At 38.6% G+C, this 21,346-nt stretch carries 16 protein-coding genes; all 16 read left to right on the top strand.

Annotated features, from left to right (window positions below):
- Entirely contained in the window at positions 1-426 is a 426-nt protein-coding gene (gene atpC / locus bhn_RS08420; RefSeq protein WP_071176277.1) for an ATP synthase F1 subunit epsilon, read from the top strand.
- A gap of 38 nt (positions 427-464) precedes the next feature.
- Positions 465-965, top strand: a complete 501-nt coding sequence (locus bhn_RS08415; RefSeq protein ID WP_071176276.1) for a hypothetical protein — start codon at positions 465-467, stop codon at positions 963-965.
- The gene (locus bhn_RS08410) at positions 962-2,014 is read left to right on the top strand and encodes an acyltransferase family protein (RefSeq protein ID WP_083385856.1); all 1,053 of its coding nucleotides are present in this window, start codon (positions 962-964) and stop codon (positions 2,012-2,014) included. The genes bhn_RS08415 and bhn_RS08410 overlap by 4 nt, the downstream gene beginning before the upstream one ends.
- On the top strand, positions 2,011-4,452 hold the full coding sequence (locus tag bhn_RS08405; RefSeq protein ID WP_071176274.1) for a homocysteine S-methyltransferase family protein: 2,442 nt from the start codon (positions 2,011-2,013) through the stop codon (positions 4,450-4,452). Before bhn_RS08410 ends, bhn_RS08405 begins: the two co-directional genes overlap by 4 nt.
- Before the next feature lie 18 nt (positions 4,453-4,470).
- A complete protein-coding gene (ilvB, locus tag bhn_RS08400) occupies positions 4,471-6,096 on the top strand; it encodes a biosynthetic-type acetolactate synthase large subunit (RefSeq protein WP_071176273.1) in 1,626 nt (541 codons plus the stop codon).
- Between the two features lie 42 nt (positions 6,097-6,138).
- Entirely contained in the window at positions 6,139-6,621 is a 483-nt protein-coding gene (gene ilvN, locus bhn_RS08395; protein ID WP_071176272.1) for an acetolactate synthase small subunit, read from the top strand.
- A 442-nt stretch (positions 6,622-7,063) separates the two neighbouring features.
- Positions 7,064-10,768: a hypothetical protein gene (locus bhn_RS08390; protein ID WP_071176271.1), complete on the top strand. Its 3,705-nt coding sequence runs from the start codon at positions 7,064-7,066 to the stop codon at positions 10,766-10,768.
- Between the two features lie 115 nt (positions 10,769-10,883).
- Positions 10,884-11,681, top strand: coding sequence for a LytR/AlgR family response regulator transcription factor (locus bhn_RS08385; RefSeq protein WP_071176270.1), 798 nt, complete (start codon positions 10,884-10,886; stop codon positions 11,679-11,681).
- On the top strand, positions 11,669-12,979 hold the full coding sequence (locus tag bhn_RS08380) for a sensor histidine kinase (protein WP_071176269.1): 1,311 nt from the start codon (positions 11,669-11,671) through the stop codon (positions 12,977-12,979). Before bhn_RS08385 ends, bhn_RS08380 begins: the two co-directional genes overlap by 13 nt.
- A 270-nt stretch (positions 12,980-13,249) precedes the next feature.
- Entirely contained in the window at positions 13,250-13,753 is a 504-nt protein-coding gene (gene ilvN / locus bhn_RS08375) for an acetolactate synthase small subunit (protein WP_071176268.1), read from the top strand.
- Positions 13,754-13,967: 214 nt separating this feature from the next.
- Positions 13,968-14,996: a ketol-acid reductoisomerase gene (gene ilvC, locus bhn_RS08370; RefSeq protein ID WP_071176267.1), complete on the top strand. Its 1,029-nt coding sequence runs from the start codon at positions 13,968-13,970 to the stop codon at positions 14,994-14,996.
- Between the two features lie 92 nt (positions 14,997-15,088).
- Positions 15,089-17,527, top strand: coding sequence for a YfhO family protein (locus tag bhn_RS08365; RefSeq protein ID WP_071176266.1), 2,439 nt, complete (start codon positions 15,089-15,091; stop codon positions 17,525-17,527).
- Between the two features lie 85 nt (positions 17,528-17,612).
- Positions 17,613-18,884: a 3-isopropylmalate dehydratase large subunit gene (leuC, locus tag bhn_RS08360; RefSeq protein ID WP_071176265.1), complete on the top strand. Its 1,272-nt coding sequence runs from the start codon at positions 17,613-17,615 to the stop codon at positions 18,882-18,884.
- Between the two features lie 18 nt (positions 18,885-18,902).
- Positions 18,903-19,391 carry a 3-isopropylmalate dehydratase small subunit gene (gene leuD, locus bhn_RS08355; protein WP_071176264.1) on the top strand — a complete coding sequence of 163 codons (489 nt, stop codon included), beginning with the start codon at positions 18,903-18,905 and terminating at the stop codon, positions 19,389-19,391.
- Between the two features lie 108 nt (positions 19,392-19,499).
- Positions 19,500-20,483: a glycosyltransferase family 2 protein gene (locus tag bhn_RS08350; RefSeq protein WP_071176263.1), complete on the top strand. Its 984-nt coding sequence runs from the start codon at positions 19,500-19,502 to the stop codon at positions 20,481-20,483.
- A 25-nt stretch (positions 20,484-20,508) separates the two neighbouring features.
- Positions 20,509-21,327, top strand: a complete 819-nt coding sequence (locus tag bhn_RS08345; RefSeq protein ID WP_071177481.1) for an Mrp/NBP35 family ATP-binding protein — start codon at positions 20,509-20,511, stop codon at positions 21,325-21,327.
- Positions 21,328-21,346: the final 19 nt, after the last annotated feature.

Raw genomic sequence — 21,346 nt, 5'->3', positions numbered from 1 at the left:
ATGAGTGATAATAAAAACGCTACCTTTGGACTTCAGGTTATATCGGTAAATGGTGTATTCTATGATGATAGAGCAGAAGAGATCATACTTCCATGCGAAGATGGCGAACTTGCTATTTTGGCTGGACATGAGGAGATGATACTAGCTTTGTCCGATGGGATCATTAAGATCAAAAAGCCAGGAGGAGAATGGCTTATAGGCGTAGTAAGCCTTGGCTCAGTTCAGGTTGCCAATAACAGATGCATTGTTCTTGTTAACACTGTTGAGAGGCCTGAGGATATTGATAAGAGAAGAGCTCAGGAGGCCTATGAATTTGCCATGGAACATTTGGCGCAAAAGCAGTCTATCAAAGAGTTTAAGAAATCGCAGGCAGGACTTGCAAGAGCTCTTTCAAGGCTTAAGGCTGCATCTAAGTATACTGACTAAGTGGGGATTAAGATTTGAATTCGTTGAAAAAAAGTATTTTGGCTAGCATTATGATCATGGCTATGTGCCTGATCATGGCAGGCTGCGGGGCTCAGAAATCAGAGGAACTAGAAACATACAAGACAAACATGTCTAACTTTTATGATAAGCTTGCTTATTATGACAGTGCCATTAATTCAATAGACACCAGTTCAGAAGGTGCCAAGGCAGAGCTTTTAGGCTATCTTGATGAAATGAATGAAGAGTACAAGAAAATGGCAGAGTATGAGATACCTGATCAGTTTTCTGGTATATCAGATATAGCAAAAGAGGCTGCAGATTACATGCAGATGGCCAATGAGTTTTATCATCAGGCATATGATGGGGATTTTGATGAGGATAGTGAGGCACTTGCATCTCAGTATTATCAGAGAGCTAACAGCAGAGCTCATGTAATCTTACAGGTTCTTCATGGAGAAGTTCCATCAGGAGAGGGAGTAACTGTTACTACCGAAGAGTCCTATCAGTTCTCAACAGTAGCAACAAGTTCTGAAGAATGAATACATTTTTATATTTGATCAAATTTATAGCATCCATGTGTGTCATAGCAATACATACCCGCTTTAGCGGTGTGTTTGGTGACATTGTGGATGCTACTTCTAGATTTGCGGTTCCTTTCTTTTTTGCTGTTTCAGGAAGATTTCTGATTCCTTATTCTATGACTAAAACTCCTGATATCAGACAAAAGGTAGGAAAATCTTTAGTTAAAACTTTAAAGGTGACTTTCGTAGTCTATTTAGTCTATAGTATCTATTCATTGATCTATCATCTTTGTATTGGTGAGTCTTTTTTAGGATGGTTTTCTTCAAAGTATAATCTTTCAGAGGCCAGATGGTTTTTCTTTTTTAATTCAGGTAAGTTCATATATGACGGCTCTTTTACCTTTGATCACATGTGGTATCTGTTTGCGCTCATCTATGTATATGGGCTGATCTACATTTTTGCACCAGTTCTTAGAAAATGGTATAAGGCACTTATTGGTATTTTGCTATTCTTTTTATTCTTTGGACAGCTTTTGCAAAATTATTATCCAATTAGACCTTTCGGAATCAGCATATGCACCTGGTATGTCATGAGAAACTGGCTCTTTGTTGGAATGCCTTTTGTGCTCTTAGGAATACTGTTTTCAGACTATGTGGCAGGCAAAAAAGAAGCACTTTCAGAAGCAGAGTATAAATCTTTAACTGAAAAATGGGCACTTTTTGGAAAAGTGGTTATATTTGTAGGCTTGATATCTGGCGTTATAGAGTTTATCATTTTTGGAAAAAAGGAAGTGTATTTTGGTTCACTTCTTATTGTTATCGGAATCCTCTTTTTGTCTGAAAGTGGGATTTCCGGCGGAAGATACCTTTGGAAGATTGGAAAAGAGGGTTCTTCTAATATCTATTTTTACCACGTGCTTTTGATAAGTTTGATCGATCAGCTTTCTAATATGGGCTATATTCCAGTGATATCTATGAGCGTTAAGCCTGTTTTGATAATGGTGATCTGCATACTTTTTATATGGTTTATCCCATCATATATACAGAGTAAAGGAAAGATAAAATGAACAAAGAAGCGTTTTTGAAATTTTGTGAAAATAGAATGGTATTCCTTGATGGTGCAACAGGCACTAACCTTATGAAGGCTGGAATGCCAGCTGGAGTGTGCCCTGAAAAGTGGATCCTGGAGCACAAGGATGTAATGCTAAAGCTTCAGAAGGCTTATGTGGATGCCGGTTCAGATATCATCTATGCTCCAACCTTTACTGGTAATAGGATAAAGCTTGCTGACTACGGGCTTAATGACCAGATAAAAGAGATAAATACAGAGCTTGTTAAACTGGCAAAAGAGGCTGCAGGAGATAAGGCTTTGGTTGCTGGTGACATTACCATGACAGGAAGGCAGTTAAAACCTATTGGAGATCTTGATTTTGAAGAGCTTGTGGATGTATATAAACAGCAGATAAAAATTCTTGAAGAAGCAGGCTGCGATATTCTTGTTGTTGAGACTATGATGAGTCTCCAGGAATGCAGAGCTGCTCTTATTGCCGCTTCAGAAGTAACGGATATGGCTGTTATGGTTACACTTACCTTTGAAGCTGACGGTAGGACTTTATACGGTTCAGATGCTGCTGCAAGTGCCATAACTTTAGAGGCTATGGGAGCAAGTGCTATTGGGGCCAACTGCTCAACAGGTCCTGACAAGATGGAAGAGGTTATAAGGAATATGGCACAGGTTACTCGTATTCCTATTATCGCCAAGCCAAATGCTGGACTTCCATCTGTGGATGCTAACGGCAATACAGAGTATGACATGGATGCAGACACCTTTACTGAAGAAATAGAGAGGCTTATAGGTGCAGGAGCGTCAATTCTTGGTGGTTGCTGCGGTTCAACGCCTGCATATATTGAAAAATTAAAAAAGGTCTATGGAGACAGAAAGATAGATAAAGATATTCCGAGAAAGATTTCTGGTAGAAGATACCTTTCTTCAGAGAGAAGAAGTCTTTCATTTGGAATGGATGATTTATTTATGATAGTTGGTGAGAGGATTAATCCAACTGGAAAAAAGAAGCTTCAGGCAGAACTTCGTGAAGGAAATCTCGATATGGTATCAGATTTTGCCAGAAGTCAGGAAGAAGACGGAGCATCAGTTCTTGATATAAATGTTGGCATGAGCGGAATTGACGAGAAGGATATGATGCTAAAGGTAATGGAAGAGGTTATGTCTATCACGGACCTTCCTCTTTGCATTGATACTAGTAGCGCAGAAGTAATGGAGGCAGCACTACGTCTCTATCCGGGAAGAGCTTTGATGAACTCTATTTCTCTGGAGAAGGGTAAGGCTGAAAAATTCCTTCCTCTTGCCAGAAAATATGGCGCTATGTTTATTCTTTTACCATTAAATCCAGAGGGACTTCCAAGGAATACAGAGGAAAAAATCTCAAATATAAATGCCCTTTCTGAAATGGCATATGAGCTTGGAATGAACAAGGAGGATATCGTAGTAGATGGCCTTGTAGCTACAGTTGGTGCAGATCCTAATGCTGCGATCAATACCCTTGATACGATCAGCTATTGTCATGACAATGGATATGCTACTATTTGTGGATTATCCAACATTTCGTTTGGCCTTCCACAGAGAATGAACGTAAATACAGCATTTTTGACTATGGCAATTTCAAGAGGATTATCCATGGCAATTGCAAATCCTTCCCAGGAGATGCTTGTAAACGCTGCGTTTGCGTCAGATCTTTTACGCAACAAGGAAGGCGCAGACATCAGATATATTCAGCGAATGCAGAGATACGATGAGGCAAATGCTACTAATACCGTAAAAGAAGTTAAGAATGCACCTGCAACTAGCGACAATATTCTTGATATAATTAAACAGGATGTATTAAATGGTTCCAAGAGAACTATTGTAAAAGATACGCAGAAGGCAGTAAGCGAGGGGATAGATCCAAGGGAAATTCTTGACACTGTGCTGATGCCTGCCATTAATGAAGTGGGAGATCTTTTTGATAAAGGAAAGTATTTCCTTCCTCAGCTCATAGCTGGAGCAGAGGCAATGAAGCTTTCTATTGGATATTTGGAGCCACTATTACAGCAGGAGGGCGGAAGTGGAAGCAGCCTTCCATCTATCGTGATCGCAACTGTACATGGTGACATTCATGATATAGGCAAGAATCTTGTAGCTCTTATGCTCAAGAATTATGGTTTTAATGTTATAGACCTTGGAAAAGATGTGCCGAAGGAAGAAATCATAAAGGCTGCCAAGGATAATAATGCTAGTATTATAGCTCTTTCTGCACTTATGACTACTACCATGAAGGAAATGAAGAACGTGGTTGATCTTGCTCATGAGGAAAATTTAGATAGCAAGATAGTTATAGGAGGAGCTGTTGTCACGCAGGACTATGCTGATGAGATTGGGGCAGATGGATACTCATCTGATGCAGCAGATGCAGTTCGAGTTGTTAAACAGATCTTGAACATAGAATGATTTGAGGAGGAAGAACCTATGATCGGAGCTGAGGCAATAGTAAAATGCCTTGAGAAAGAAAAAACAGATGTTATTTTTGGATATTCAGGTGTAGCTATTGATCCTTTTTGGAACAAGATGCTGGCTTCTGATATAAAACGAGTCCTTATCCGCACAGAGCAAAATGCAGCCCACTGCGCCAGTGGATACGCTAGGATCAGCGGCAAGGTCGGTGTATGCGCTGTTACATCAGGCCCTGGTGCCACTAATCTGATCACAGGTATAGCAACTGCCTATGCAGACAGTATTCCTCTTGTGGCCATTACTGGTCAGGTAAATAGTGACATGATAGGAAGTGATGTTTTCCAGGAGGCCGATATAACAGGTGCTGTGGAGTCTTTTGTTAAATATAGCTATCTTGTTCGTGATGTAAATGATATTCCAAGGATCTTTAAGGAGGCCTTCTTTATTGCCAGTACAGGCAGAAAGGGCCCTGTTCTTATTGATATTCCTTATGATATTCAGCTGGCCGAGCTTACTACTAAGTTTAACTATCCTGAGTCGATCTCTATGAGAACCTATAAGCCAACTGTTAATGGAAATATGGCTCAGATCAAGAAAGTCATAAAAGAAGTTGAAAAGGCAAAACGCCCTATTATCTGTGCTGGTGGCGGTGTTCACTTAAGCGGCGCAGTAGAAGAACTTAGAAAGTTTGCTGAGCTTAATGATGTTCCTGTTGTATCCACTATGATGGGAATAGGTGTTATGCCAACTGACCATCCTTTGTATTTTGGCATGGTTGGAAATAATGGTCAGGCTTATGCAAACAGAGCTATGAATGAGTCAGATCTACTTCTTATGGTAGGGGCAAGAGTAGCTGATAGAGCAGTTAACAGGCCAGATCTTATAACAGAGAATAAGGTCATGGTCCATATTGATGTTGATCCAGCTGAGATTGGTAAAAATGTTGGTCCGACAATTCCTCTTGTAGGCGATATTAAGCACATTTTCCATGACTTCTTGGAAATGGATGATCATGCTGATGATCATAGAGAATGGGTTAAGCTTCTTGAAAAATATAAGAAAGAGAACACTTCTCAAAAGATTGAAAGTAAAGATGGATATCTTGATCCTAAGGACTTTATTTGTAAGCTTTCAGAATGCATGAAGGATGATGCAATTTATGTAGCTGATGTAGGTCAGAATCAGATGTGGTCTTGTGAGTGCAGTAAGGTTCGTGATGGACGATTCCTTACATCAGGCGGAATGGGAACTATGGGGTATTCTATTCCTGCTGCTATGGGTGCCAAGATTGCTGCTCCAAATAAACAGGTGGTAGCTGTGATCGGTGATGGTGCATTTCAGATGTCTATGATGGAGCTTGCTACCATGAGACAGTATGGAATACCTGTAAAGATCGTGGTCATGAAAAATGGCTATCTTGGAATGGTAAGAGAGCATCAGCATTTTGCTTACAACGATAATTATTCAATGGTTGAACTTTCTGGAGATCCGGATCTTTCTATGATTGCAGCAGCATATGGTATGGATTATATGAAGATCAATGGCGATAGCAACGTGATAAAGGATATAAAAGCTTTCCTGAATGATGATAATTCTTCGCTTATGGAAGTGGTTGTAGACCCGATGGCACTTACAAAATAATCGTAACACATGTTATCTTACCTATGAAAGGGCGATGATTATATGAAAAGAATTTATTCTGTTTTGGTTGAAAATAGAGCTGGTGTACTTTCTAAGGTATCAGGACTCTTTTCCAGAAGAAATTTCAATATCGATTCACTGGTTGTTGGAGAGACTAATGACAAGAGTGTATCCTGTATGACTATTGTATCAACCGGTGATGAGAGAACTATTGAGCAGATTGAAAAGCAGTTAAATAAAAAAATAGATGTTATCAAGGTAAAGACCTTTAAGGAAAGTATGAGTATAAACAGAGAGCTCATGCTTATAAAGGTTAAGTACAACAAAGATAATAGAAGAGATATCATGGAAAACTGCGAGATCATGAATGCACAGATTGTTGATATGTCAAAGAACATGATGATCATACAGATATGTGATACTTCCGAAAGAATTGAGCTCTTTATCGAGATGTTAAAGAGTGTCAGCATTGTGGAGATTGCTCGTACTGGAACTGTAGCACTTACTAAGTGTAAGGAGATATAGAAATATATAATAACAATAGCTACGCTATAAAGATTCAGGTTTAGGCCCTTTTTCATTCTCTGAAGGATGAGTATAGCACTAAAAAGCGCTAAGAATAGCAGTTGTTATCAATGGATTACAGGCTATTTTTGTTTCTGGTTATTATTTATATTTATAAAGAAGATTTTTGTTATAACAAATAAAACAACGTCAAAATCATAAAGTGCTTATAATTTGTATTTACCAAGTGTAAATATGATTACGAAAGTCTAAAGCACAAGTCATATTTTATTTATAAAATGTTTCATTATTCTAAAAGAAAGCTAAAAAGCCCCAAAATGGGGCTTTTTGTGACTAATCTGTGACGCTCTGTGTCGTAATGTGTTCTCATGAATTCCAAACAACCTTTTGTTCATAACAACTGCTCAAGGATGAGCGCTTAGTTGAAAGGAGAACACAGATTATGGAAAAGAGAGCTGAAAGATTAACAGAGAGAAGAATAAAGAAAGAACAAACCAGCTTACATATAGTACTTGCATTTGTAGCTGCTTTTGTACTTTCATTTGCTCTTCTAAATTATGAAAGCGTAACAGTATATGCAACATCTAATGAGGATACTACACTTGATGAGAATGATGACTCAACAATTCCAGATACTCAGATACCACCTGTAACAAATCCAACAGAAGGTGGAGACAATAATAATAATAATAATGGTGGTTCAGAACCTCAGGTGACTCCAACATCTACACCAACTTTGACACCTACAAGTACAGAACCAACAACACCACCTACAACACCACCTACAACACCACCTACTAATACAGATACACCACCTGTAACAGATCCAACAGAAGGTGGAGACAATAATAATAATAATGGTGGTTCAGAACCTCAGGTGCTTCCAACATCTACATCAACTCCTGCACCTACAACTACAGAACCAACAACAACACCACCTACAACAACACCACCTACAACACCACCTACAACACCAACTACAACAGATCCAACAGAAGGTGGAGATGATAATAATGGAGCACAGCCTCAGAATACAGTGGGTCTTACTTCAACACCTGCACAGACTGAGCCTGTAGTTACAGCACCTAAGATCACAGTTACTCTTGATGAGAGTTTTAACTCTGCAAATATTAATGATGGAACATTAGGAAACGAAGGCGAGTCTATAATCCCTACAGGAAGACTTGCAGGCTATGAGTTCTCAGCAACAAAGATTACATCAACTCTTGGAACAGAGATGATCAGCCTTTTCTTTTCAAAAAACAGTGATACAGAACTTTCAGCTCTTTCTATAGATGATTTTGATCTTTCAGGTATTGATACAGATATATATGATGTAGAATATGACCTTGATTGTGGAATAATAAATATTGTTAAGAAGTCTACAGTTCCAGCAACAAGTACAGGTTCAAGTTCAGGAAGCAGCACAGGAACAAGTTCAGGTTCAGGAACAGTTAGTACTGAGACAACAATAGTTTATTATAACTTTACAGAAGTAACTAATATTGAAAGTGGAAAGACATATTTCTATGTTCCTCAGCAGTATGACCTTCTTGGCGCAGATAGTGCCATTTTGGGTGTACCTTATGGAACAGCTAAACTTAACTCTGACGCAAGCAAGACAACAAGCTCAAGTACATTTGGAAATTCAAATAGTTATGCAGTAAACGAACTTAAGAACGCAGGCGCAAATTATAGTGAAACTCTTAAAAATAATGTTAATGTAGAAGAAAAAGGAACAGGATTTGATGGCTGTAAAGTAGGTATTCTTTACCAGATTACAGGAATTAGTTCTTCATCATCAAATGCAAATTTAAATGGACTTATGGGATATTGGTGCCATTATGGCGGAGCACAGGCATTTAAACATAATATTTTTGGCCGTGTTTATACATACCTTACAACTACAGTAAGTCTTAATAATATCTCTGCAACTATTAAAGAAGAAGCATTAGAAGAGATGCCTACAGGTAGATTTGTATTATCAGATACAACAGTTTCAAAGTACCTCGATGTAGCTGTTAAGACTGATGATGGAAATTCATATACAGTAGGTGGATGTACATTATCAGATAACGTTCTTGATTTTAGAAAAGGTGATGACACTATTACAATTAATCTTGGACAGGATAAGTATAAGACAATCAAGATCGATACTACAGGTCTCCAGAGACAGGTTTGGATCGAAGATAATCAGACTGTTATTGACGCTGAAACTGTTACAGGTAGCCAGGCTCAGGCTATCCAGAAAGCAATAAGTGAAGGAATTGCTAATGGTGAAGTTGATGCAGATGATCCAGAAATAATTGAACTTAGAAAGAAACTTGCAGCAGCTGTATGGCAGAAAAATAATGAGGAAGCAATCTTAGCAGATGCTGAAGATTCAAATAACTATTACCTCATCACAAATACAAACAACAATCTTGAGACAAAGGTTCCAGAAGAAGTTAAGGGTTACATTGATGTAGCACTTAGAGCAAAGCAGGAACAGGTTGAGAGAAGAGTAAATGCGGATATGGAAACATTCTTCTCAAATAACCTTGTTGAGTCACAGTTAGGTACATTATATGATGACGCAACAGCAGCTAATACAGATCAGATTTTAAATAGTGAAACAGCATATGAAAATCTTCCACAGGCTGTAAAGGACTTCATCGATAGAGAATATGCAAAGACATACGCAAATACAGAAGGCGCTGCAGCATCTTATGCAGAGATCCTTGGCAGAGCAAAAGAAATCAAGAATACAGCTGATGATTTCGTAGCAAGATATGCATCAATTCTTATGAATCCTAATACTGATGAAGAGAGCAGAGAAACATATTCAAACGTATCTTATGCAAATTATAATCAGATCCTTAACGGAGCAAATGCATGGAATAATCTTACAGAAGAAGAGCGCAAGTATATAAACAAAGCTCTTAACCTTGGAAACAATGTTAATAATGCTGAAGAAAGTGAAATTATAGAAGTATCTTTTGAAAAGCTTTTAGATGATGCCAGAAGAATACGTGCAAGCTTATATTCAGGTGGTAATGCAGAAGAAGAGCCTGAAACACAGTATACAGAAAACAGAAGAGATGACGATGTAGTTGTTGTTCCTACAGTATTAAAGAAGCCAGTAGAAAAAGAAGAAGTTGTTGAAGAAGTTGTAGTAGAAAGAAAGCCAGTAAAAGGTAGTAAGACTAACACAGTAGAAGATATCGAGAATACAAAGAAGGTAACTGATGATCCACAGCTTAGAAGAGAAAATGCACATGCCCTTAAGACTATTTATAATAGAGACGATGTGGACACAGAGGAAATCCAGGAAGTTACAAAGAAAGAGAGTATCTTTGATACATTCAAGAATGCAGCAACTGAATTAGCAGGTTCACTTACACAGAAGACTAATCAGATGTTTGGTGAAGGTTCTATCATTATAAATGTTCAGTCTTGGCTTACAGATAGAGTATCTGGCGACGGTATGTGGACAACATCAAGTGCAAAGGATAAGAACCTTCCAGGAACACAGACACAGGTTAGTTATTCACTTGGAAACACAGACACATTCGTAGCAGCTTGCCTTACAACATCAGAGCTTTACGCAGTTAACGATGGTTCATCATTGGAGATCAGACTTCGTATCATTCCTAACGAAGAGAGAGTATCTAAAGAGTCAAAGCAGAAATTTGAGAACGTAGTAGACGTTATTAAAGAGTCTTACGAAGGAATGACAATAGGTGAGTACATTGATATTTCTCTTGAAAAGAGAGTTGATAACAGCGATTGGAAGTACATCCCAGAGACAAACGATATGATCCGCATTGCACTGGATGTTCCAGAAGAGCTTGTTAAGAGCGGAAGAACATTCTTCGTAATCAGAAATCATGATGGACAGATGTCAGTACTTCGTGACCTTGATGGTGATGATTCTACACTTACAATCGAGACAGACCGTTTCTCAGATTATCTTGTAGTATATGATGATGATATCGAGACATCACTTAAGAAGAGCATTCCAAACGGTATGATGCTCGGAACTGCAGTATCAACACAGACACTTGTTAAGGATAATGGACTTATGGCAGTTATGTATACAATTTCACTTATAGCTATCCTTCTTATCCTTGCACTTGTATTTAGCAAGAAGAGAGAGCTCAGATAATCTAGCATGATATTTTAAAGAGGTTGTGACAGGTTCACAACCTCTTTTTTTATAGAAAAATAATCATTTTGGCGATAATGGATATGCTAAAATATTGATATAAAGGAGGCGACATTTGAGGATAATAGCGATTGATGACGAATCTATTGCCTTGAAAGGAATGACAGAAACTCTAAATAAGATATGTCCGGACGCGGAGATCACAGGTTTTTCAACAGTTGAACCTGCTATTTTGTATGCAAAAGAAAACAGGGTGGATATTGCATTTTGTGATATTGAAATGTTTGATGTGAATGGGATAGACCTGGCAAAAATGCTAAAAGAGACTAATCCGCGTATCAATATCATTTTTTCAACAGGTTATAGAGAATATATGGAGGAGGCCTTTGAATTATATTGCTCTGGCTATATATTAAAGCCTGCTACAGAAGAAAAGATAAGAAGTCAACTGGACAATCTTAGATTTGAAGTAGATGATGATAAATACAGGATCAAGATCAAGACCTTCGGAGACTTTGAGGTGTTTATCGATGGAACACCAGTTAAGTTTAATTATAGTAAAACTAAGGAATTTCTGGCTATTTTAGTAGACAGAGAAGGTAAGATGTGCACTGTTGGAAATGTGATAAGCATAATGTGGGAAGATGAAGATGATATATCAGATCATACTTCATATATGAGAAATCTACAGGCAGATCTATTCAAGGTTTTTAAAAACTATGGACTTGAAAAGGTGATAATTAAACAAAAAGGAGCATATGGCATAGATACAAGTCAGGTGGAATGCGATCTTTACGAATTCAAAAAAGGGGGGGTAGCTGCTAAAACTTTATTTAGCGGGGAATACATGTCTCAGTATAGTTGGGCAGAGGAAAAAATCCCTATATTGGAGGAAATAAAGTGCTCAATGTAAAGGAAATCTTAACAGGAATGGAATTTTGTGGCGCTTTAATGGCTCTTCTTGCAGCTTTTTATCTTTCTATAGTTAAGTCAGCCATTAGGGAGAAGTATCGTGCTCTGGCAGAACTTCAGCTTTCGGTAAGTGTAATGTTGTTTTTTGATGCAGTCGCATATAGTTTTAGAGGCAGCGAGTCTGTAAAGGCATATTCAGTTCTTGTGATAAGTAACTATATCTCTTTTATCTGCAATATGATCATGCCGGTATTTTTGACTGCTTATCTGGTTCTATCCGTGCCAAAGGAACAAAGAAAAATGACAATTATGTACATTGAAGGCGGCATTGCTGCAGCTTCTGTCCTTTGGCTTACTGCTTCACAATTTACGGGTTATATCTATTTTATTGATCCCTTAACAAACCTTTATCAGCGAGGACCTGGTTTTATTATCTGGGAAATGATAATCCTCACAGAAGCATTTGCCATTATTTTATATATGTATTTCAAGAGAAATTATTTGGAACGAAAAGGAGCAATTGTTATTTTATGTTTCCTTATTTTGCCATTCATAGCGGGCGTCATTCAGCTATTTGTTTATGGTTATTCATTATCAAATATTGCATGCATAGTAAGTTCACTTGCACTGTTTGGGGAAGCGCTTGATGAAAACGCAAAGGCCCTATTGAAGCAGCATTACCATATCCAAAAGCAGGAAGATGAACTTGAAGATATGAGAATAAGGATAGCGTTATCACAGATTAAACCACATTTTTTGTATAATACACTGAATTCAATCTATTATCTTTGTGATAATGAAGAGGCAAAAGAACTGATAAATAACCTGGCTGACTATTTAAGAGCCAATATTGGTTCTATAGAATCTGCCGAACCTATCCCCTTTGAAAAAGAGCTTGATCATACAAGGGTGTATCTTGCAATAGAAAAAGAACGTTTCAAGGACAGGTTTGAAGTTGAGTATAAGATTGGATATAAAGATTTTGATATTCCAGCACTTACATTACAACCCATCGTTGAAAATGCAGTTAAGCATGGTGTTTGTAAATTGCCGGCGGGAGAGAAAGGCATTATTACAATAAGGACTCAAAAGAAAGAAAACTGTGTAGAGATTGTAGTATCAGATAATGGAGTGGGATTTGATCTTGATGAGTATGATAAGAGTGAGAAGTCCTATGGCAAGCATACAGGAATCAGAAATGTTGAAAAACGTCTTAAAGTCCTTAAGAAAGCTACTATGGATACGGTATCTGAGCCTGGCAAAGGAACAACGGTTGTTATTTTAATTCCGGATAATTAAACGAAGATCAGTGTATTTATACACTGATCTTTATTTTTATCACCCACTTTACTACGGTAAAATATTGCAAGTTTAAAGCCGAAAAGAATTTTATGTTGACATAACACATCAAAAGAGTATAATTTGAATAAATTAGTTGGATTTAGCGGACTAATAATCGTAAATATGGTTCAAAAAACCAGAAGTAGAACATAGAACGCGTTTACACTTTAAAGTGCAAAAGTATAAGCGCTAGTACTGAATTTGAACCGCATATTTAGAGGAGAAAAAATGCGAAAAAAGGTATTTCAGCTTTTAGTTGATAACAACCCTGGAACACTTTCACGAATTTCTGGTTTGTTCTCACGAAGAGGCTACAACATTGAGAGTATTACAGCAGGAACTACTGCAGATCCCAGATTCACACGTATCACTATCGTAGCGTCTGGTGATGATGTGATACTTGATCAGATCGAGAAGCAAGTATCCAAGCTTGTTGACGTAAGAGATATTCATGAACTTCTGCCAAGCGAGAGTGTATACAGAGAACTAGCTCTTGTAAAAGTAAAGGCAGACGCTGATCAGAGACAGAGCATACTTGCAACAGCAGATATCTTCAGAGGAAACATCGTAGATGTAAGCTTAGACTCACTTATCATCGAAATCACAGGTGGTCAGTCTAAGGTAGATGCCTTCTTAAAACTTCTTGAAGGCTACGAGATCCTCGAGCTTGCCCGTACAGGTATTGCTGGCTTAGGTCGAGGCACAGACAAGGTTATTTACCTTGATGAGTAATCATATCTAAGTATTTATTGAAGGTTTTATCTATTTACATTCTCATAACGTATATATGGGCGTAAATGTATATACGGCTTTGGTGCTTTTTAAAATGCCGGTACTTATGCCCTGTATTATAGGGCATTAGTACCGCTGCATTTTAATTAGAGCGGGAGCGTCACCAAAACGCATATACATTACGCCCATACCACATTTTTAGGAGGAAGAAGAAATGTCACAGGATGCTAGAATTTTTTATCAGGAAGATTGTAATTTATCTTTATTAGAGGGAAAGACTATTGCTATTATTGGTTATGGTTCACAGGGACATGCACATGCCCTTAACCTCAAGGATTCAGGATGCAACGTAATCATCGGTCTTTACGAAGGCTCTAAGAGCAAAGCCAAGGCTGAGGCTCAGGGACTTAAGGTTTATAACACAGCAGAAGCTGCTAAGATGGCTGATATCATTATGATTCTTATCAATGATGAGAAGCAGGCTAAGATGTACAAAGAAGACATCGAGCCAAACCTTCAGCCAGGTAACATGCTTATGTTTGCTCATGGTTTCAATGTTCATTTCGGACTTATCAAGGCTCCTAAGGATGTAGATGTTACAATGATCGCTCCTAAGGCTCCTGGACATACAGTTCGTTCTGAGTATCAGGCAGGAAAGGGAACTCCTTGTCTTGTTGCTGTAGAGCAGGATGCAACAGGTAAGGCTCTTGATCTTGCACTTGCATATGGTGCTGGAATCGGTGGAGCTAGAGCAGGTCTTTTAGAGACAACATTCAGAACAGAGACAGAGACAGATCTCTTTGGTGAGCAGGCTGTTCTTTGCGGTGGTGTTTGTGCCCTTATGCAGGCAGGTTTCGATACACTTGTTGAGGCTGGTTATGATCCAAGAAACGCATACTTCGAGTGCGTACATGAGATGAAGCTTATCGTTGATCTTATCTATCAGTCAGGCTTTGCAGGAATGAGATATTCAATCTCTAACACAGCTGAGTATGGTGATTACATCACAGGTCCTAAGCTCATCACAGATGAGACAAAGAAGACTATGAAGAAGATCCTTTCAGATATCCAGGATGGAACATTTGCTAAGGAATTCCTGCTTGATATGTCAGATGCTGGCGGACAGGTTCACTTCAAGGCTATGAGAAAGCTTCACGCTGAGCATCCATCAGAGCAGATCGGTGCTGAGATCAGAAAGCTTTACAGCTGGAACAACGAATCAGACAAGCTTATCAATAACTAATTTGAAAATGTTAGTAAGATAGACTAATATAAAGAGGGTGTCATTTATATGACACTCTTTTTAATTTTGTGTTTTACAGAGGTATTATGAAAATGTCTGAAGAGAAAAAGTCTGAGAAAAAGAAGTATTATGTGCCTATAGTAATGTTTTTGAGCGCATTCCTTATGTATGTGCTGGCGGCACTTCCTATCTTTATTAGGAGAGGTCTGCCTTTCTTTTATTATGGTGATTATAATGTGCAGCAGATTCCGTTTTATCTTGCTGCCCATAGAGCAGTAGAAAACGGTGATTTTTTCTGGAACTGGAATATTGACCTTGGCGGAACTATGTTTGGCGACTTTGCATTCTATCTTTGGGGAAGTCCGTTCTTTTGGATCACTATGCTTTTTGATGAGAGTGCAATTCCTTATCTTATGCCATTTTTGATGGCACTTAAATATGCTACAGCTGCAACATGTGCATATATCTATATTTCCCGTTATGTACATAAATATACTTATGCTATGGTTGGTGGTTATCTCTATGCATTTTCAGGATTTAATGCCTGCAACATCGTATTTAACCACTTTACTGATTCAGTAGCATTTTTCCCATTGTTCCTTATGGCCTTTGAGAATCTTATGGCAGTGGATCACAAGGATGAAGAGGGCGCCTTTAAGCTTTCAGGTAAGCCATTTATTCTTTTTGCGCTTATAACTGCATTTATGTCCATAGTTAACTATTATTTCTTCTTTGGACAGGTGTTGTTCCTTGTTATCTATTTCTTTGTAAGATACACACAGGGTAATAACTTTAAGACTATCTGCAAGATGTTTGTTAGAGCCCTTCTTGGTGGCATTACAGGTGTTATGCTTGCTGCATTTTTCCTGTTACAGGCCTTTGCAGGAATTCAGGGTAACTCAAGACTTGATAATTTCATAAATGGCTATGATATCCTTGTCTACCCAAGTGAGAAACTATTATGGGATATTGTAAAGAGCCTTTCTATGCTTCCTGATATTATTGGTAAGGGAACCTTGTTCTACACAGGAACAGTCAAGAATGCTTCTCTTGCTGCATATATTCCTTTGTTTGGTATTTCGGGTGTTGTTGCGTTCTTTCTTCTTAACAAAAAGAAGAGAAACTGGGAAAAGACTATCCTTATCGTATGCGCAGTTATGGCTGTGATCCCAGTTCTTAATGCATCTTTTTCCATGTTCAACAGCTCATATTATGCTAGATGGTTCTATATGCCAATTCTCATCATGTGCCTTATGACGGCACAGGTGGCAGAAAGAGGAAAATCTCATCAGCTTAAGGTTGGTACTGCTGTTGCTGTTGTTATGTTCCTTTTCTTTGTGGGAGTTTACTTCTTCCCATCCAAGAATGATGCGGGCGAAATGGTTTTCTTTAATATGACAGAAAACAGTAAGATCTTCCTTTTGGATGTTCTTGGAACAGCCATCATGAGCTTTATCCTCCTTATTCTGGTATTTGTAGTTCCAAAGAAGATAGGCAAAAAAGACAGATTTCCAATTACTATAAGAGACAGGATCGTACTCTTTACAGTTATAGCAAGCTGTATCTTATCAACCTTTATACCTCTTCAGAACGGAAGCTCTATCATAAGTGATAAGGGTAAGATCAAGTGGCAGGAGCAGATGCTCTTTAATAAGACAGTTGTTGATCAGAGCGATTTTTGTAGAGGAGAAGTTGACAGCACTTCTACAAACTATGATATGGCTTGGGGAATTCCTTCAATTCACTGCTTCCTTAGTACAGTTCCATCTGAGATCTTTGATTTCCTGCATGGAACACTTGATATTAACAGAACAGTAGAGACCACTATTCCTGTTAACAGAGTAGGAGCAAGGGCTATCCTATCTGCAAGATACTATATGGAAAATGCTATTATCAGTAAGAATAGGATCTTCAATAATGGAGAAGGAACAGATGGATACGTTTTCCATGATACACAGAATGGCTTTGATGTTTTTGAAAACAAGAACTTTATCCCTATGGGATTTACATATGATTACTACATAACAGAGTCTGAGTGGGAGGATCTTGATCCGGAAGACCATGACTATGATCTTTCCAGAGTTCTTATCATTTCAGATGATGATGCCCTTAAGTATGGTGATAGCCTTATAATGACAGAGCTTACAGCAGAAGATCTCTTAAATGATGAGATGAACTACTATAGATTCGAAAAAGAGTGCGACAACAGAAAAGCTACTTCTTGTTCAAGCTTTGTTACAGATACTTATGGCTTTAGTGCTACAACCTCAATACTCAAGGACAACACTTTGGTATTCTTCTCAGTGCCATTTACAGAGGGCTTTAGCTGCACTGTAGATGGAAAAGAAACAGAGATTGTAAGAGCTGATTATGGCCTTATGGCAATACCTGTATCTGGCGGTGTTCATGAGATAAGAGTTACATATACACCAGAAGGGTTCAAGAATGGCGGCATTCTTAGTTTGATAGCCCTCATTATTCTCTTGGTTTATGGCACATACACATTAAAAATAATCAAGAAAAACGATTAAATTTGTTATGTGTTTTACTTCCTTTTACTATGTTATATTTACTATATTGTTTTTGATATAAATTAAGGCAAGGAGATATGACAGTATGAGTGGAATGACCATGAGCCAGAAGATTTTGGCAGCACACGCAGGACTTTCAGAAGTTAAGGCTGGACAGCTTATAGAGGCTGATCTTGATCTAGTCCTTGGCAACGACATAACAAGCCCTGTAGCTATCAAAGAAATGTCAAAGTTCACAAAAGAGGGAGTATTTGATAAAGACAAGATTGCTCTTGTTCCAGATCATTTTGTACCAAACAAAGATATCAAATCTGCTGAGAACTGCAAATGTGTTAGGGAGTTTGCGATTAAGAACAAGATCACTAACTATTTTGAAGTAGGTAAGATGGGTATTGAACATGCTCTTTTACCTGAACAGGGACTTACAGTTCCAGGAGATCTTATAATCGGTGCTGATTCACACACCTGTACCTATGGCGCTTTAGGAGCATTTTCTACAGGTATCGGTTCTACTGATATGGCTGCAGGAATGGCTACAGGTAAGGCATGGTTCAAGGTTCCATCAGCCATTAAGTTTAATATTGTTGGCAAGCCTTCAAAATGGGTAAGTGGTAAGGATGTCATTCTCCATATCATTGGTATGATCGGTGTTGATGGAGCTCTTTATAAGTCAATGGAATTTGTTGGAGAGGGTATAAAGAATCTTTCTATGGACGACAGATTTACGATTGCTAACATGGCTATCGAGGCTGGTGGCAAGAACGGAATCTTCCCTGTGGATGACGTTGCTATGGCTTATGTTAAGGAACATGCGCCAAACAAGAAGATTACAGTATATGAAGCTGATGAGGATGCTGAGTACGATGAGGAGTATACAATTGATCTTAGTACCTTGAAACCAACAGTTGCATTTCCACATCTTCCAGAGAATACTCATACCTTTGATGATATAAAAGATATCAAGATAGATCAGGTAGTAATTGGATCCTGCACAAACGGAAGGATCGATGATCTTAGAATAGCAGCTGAAGTGCTTTCAGGTCGTCATGTAGCAGAGGGAATCAGGTGTATCGTGATCCCTGCTACACAGAAGATATATCTTACAGCAATGGAAGAGGGACTGTTAAAGACCTTCGTAGAGGCTGGAGCTATCGTATCAACTCCAACCTGCGGACCATGTCTTGGCGGTTATATGGGAGTTCTTGCATCGGGTGAGAGATGTGTATCTACTACAAACAGAAACTTTGTAGGAAGAATGGGAGCTATCGATTCTGAGATTTATCTTGCTTCCCCTGCTGTTGCAGCGGCAAGCGCAGTAACAGGCAAAATATCACAGCCATCAGAGCTGGGACTTTAATGGAGGAGGAAAGGTAAGATGAAGGCAGCAAGAGGTACCGTTTTTAAATATGGCGATAACGTTGATACAGATGTGATCATTCCGGCAAGATATCTGAATACCACAGATGGTTCTGAACTTGCAAGGCACTGCATGGAAGATATTGACAAAGACTTTGCTTCTAAGGTAAAGGCTGGAGATATCATAGTTGCTGACAAAAACTTCGGTTGTGGATCTTCAAGAGAACATGCTCCACTTGCTATTAAGTGCGCAGGCGTCAGCTGCGTTGTAGCTAAGAGTTTTGCAAGAATCTTTTACAGAAACAGTATAAACATTGGACTTCCTATCATAGAATGTGAAGAAGCCGCTGAGGCAATAAAGGCTGGAGATGTTGTGAACATCGATTTTGATTCAGGCATCATTACAGATGAGACAACAGGAAAGTCTTATAAAGGCCAGGCATTCCCTCCATTTATGCAAAAGATAATCGACTCAGAGGGACTTATAAATTACATAAATCAAAAGTAAGATAAACTTTTCAGGGTGGCAGAAAAAGCCACCCTGTTTTTTGGCTGTCGCCTTTAAAAAAATACTGATTTATATTATTATTGTAAGGGTATGAATACGGAGGACGATATGAACAGATTATTTTGTGTTATTCCTTGTTATAACGAAGAGGAAGTACTTCATGAAACTGCAAGCAGGCTTGAAGCCAAGATAAAGAGCCTTGTTGCTGCAGGTAAGATTGCAGAAGATAGTAGGATCTTATTTGTAAATGATGGATCTAGAGACAAGACTTGGAGCATCATTAGTGAACTTCATGAAAAAAGTGAGTTGTTCCAGGGGATAAACTTATCTAAAAATATGGGACATCAGAATGCTCTTTTAGCTGGTCTTATGACAGCAAAAGATCTTTGCGATGCAGCGATATCGCTTGATGCGGATCTTCAGGATGATATCAATGCAATTGATGAAATGGTGGAAAAATACCTTAATGGAGCTGATGTTGTCTATGGTGTCAGATCAAAAAGAGCTACTGACACATTCTTTAAGAAATTCACAGCAGAATCATTTTATAAGCTTATGAACGGTCTTGGAGCCAATACGGTCTACAATCATGCTGATTACAGACTTATGAGCAGACGTGCGCTTCAGGCACTTTCTGAATTTGGTGAAGTCAACTTGTTCCTTAGAGGAATCGTGCCTATGGTTGGCTTTAACTCAGATGTTGTTTACTACGAAAGAGCAGAGAGATTTGCCGGAGAGAGTAAGTATCCTCTTCGCAAGATGCTCAGCTTTGCTATGGAAGGTATTACAAGTCTTAGCACCAAGCCCATCAAGATGATCACAGGTCTTGGCGTAAGCATCTTTCTTGTGAGCATCATCGTACTTATCTATTCACTTGTAAGACATTTTACAGGTCATACTATTCCTGGATGGACTACAACAGTTCTTTCTGTATGGGCTATTGGCGGACTTATTATGATCTCTCTTGGTGTAATTGGTGAGTACATTGGCAAGATCTACCTTGAGACCAAGAACAGACCTCGCTTTATCATCAGAGATTATATCGGTGATGAAGAGGATGTAGAAATTGCAAATTATACATACAAAAGATAAAGACAGATAGGAGTTTTTGGAAGAAATGGCAAACGGACATGGCAAGAAACCAGAAGATTTTAAGAAGCAGATGGAAGATAATTTTAAAGTTGCTCCTGGTGCAAATACACACGTTAAGAAAGTTATTGGAATAGTAAGTGGTAAGGGCGGCGTAGGAAAGAGCCTTGTTACAGGTCTTTCTGCTACCTATATGAATAGGAAGGGCTACAAGACAGCAATCATGGATGCTGATATTACAGGACCTTCAATTCCTAAGATGTTTGGAATCGGCAAATTAAACGTTGCTGATGAGAATGGTCTTATTCCTGCAGTAACAGAGCATGGCACAAAGGTTATGTCTCTTAATATGCTCATGGATCATGAGACTGATCCTGTTATCTGGAGAGGCCCTGTAATAGCAGGTATTGTTAAGCAGTTCTGGTCAGATGTTAACTGGGGAGATGTGGACTTCATGTTTGTAGATATGCCTCCTGGAACAGGAGATGTGCCTCTCACAGTTTTTCAGTCTCTTCCTGTTGATGGGATCATTGTTGTATCAACGCCTCAGGAACTTGTTAATATGATCGTAGAAAAGGCTGTTAATATGGCCAATATGATGAATATTCCAGTACTTGGAATTGTTGAGAACATGAGCTATATGAAGTGCCCTCATTGCGGAGAGATGCTCAATATCTTTGGCGAGAGCGGCCTTGAAGCTTATGCAGCATCAAAGGGGCTTAGTGTTCTTGGAAGAATACCTCTTGATCCTGAATTTGCTTCACTTTGCGACGCAGGCAGGATCGAAGATATGAAGGAAGATTATCTTGATAGTCTTGTATATATCCTTGAAGGAATGATCGAATAAAAACTTACTGTTCGGAGAA

The sequence above is a fragment of the Butyrivibrio hungatei genome, assembly GCF_001858005.1.
Classification (GTDB): domain Bacteria; phylum Bacillota; class Clostridia; order Lachnospirales; family Lachnospiraceae; genus Butyrivibrio; species Butyrivibrio hungatei.
Note: the sequence above shows the minus strand (reverse complement) of the source record. Positions and strands in the feature narration are given on the sequence as shown.

Bases quoted from the DNA above. Each gene is read 5' to 3' on its own strand.
- atpC (WP_071176277.1), top strand. From the start codon at position 1: ATGAGTGATAATAAAAACGCTACCTTTGGACTTCAGGTTATATCGGTA.
- bhn_RS08410 (WP_083385856.1), top strand. From the start codon at position 962: ATGAATACATTTTTATATTTGATCAAATTTATAGCATCCATGTGTGTC.
- bhn_RS08405 (WP_071176274.1), top strand. From the start codon at position 2,011: ATGAACAAAGAAGCGTTTTTGAAATTTTGTGAAAATAGAATGGTATTC.
- ilvB (WP_071176273.1), top strand. From the start codon at position 4,471: ATGATCGGAGCTGAGGCAATAGTAAAATGCCTTGAGAAAGAAAAAACA.
- ilvN (WP_071176272.1), top strand. From the start codon at position 6,139: ATGAAAAGAATTTATTCTGTTTTGGTTGAAAATAGAGCTGGTGTACTT.
- bhn_RS08390 (WP_071176271.1), top strand. From the start codon at position 7,064: ATGGAAAAGAGAGCTGAAAGATTAACAGAGAGAAGAATAAAGAAAGAA.
- ilvN (WP_071176268.1), top strand. From the start codon at position 13,250: ATGCGAAAAAAGGTATTTCAGCTTTTAGTTGATAACAACCCTGGAACA.
- ilvC (WP_071176267.1), top strand. From the start codon at position 13,968: ATGTCACAGGATGCTAGAATTTTTTATCAGGAAGATTGTAATTTATCT.
- bhn_RS08365 (WP_071176266.1), top strand. From the start codon at position 15,089: ATGTCTGAAGAGAAAAAGTCTGAGAAAAAGAAGTATTATGTGCCTATA.
- leuC (WP_071176265.1), top strand. From the start codon at position 17,613: ATGAGTGGAATGACCATGAGCCAGAAGATTTTGGCAGCACACGCAGGA.
- leuD (WP_071176264.1), top strand. From the start codon at position 18,903: ATGAAGGCAGCAAGAGGTACCGTTTTTAAATATGGCGATAACGTTGAT.
- bhn_RS08350 (WP_071176263.1), top strand. From the start codon at position 19,500: ATGAACAGATTATTTTGTGTTATTCCTTGTTATAACGAAGAGGAAGTA.
- bhn_RS08345 (WP_071177481.1), top strand. From the start codon at position 20,509: ATGGCAAACGGACATGGCAAGAAACCAGAAGATTTTAAGAAGCAGATG.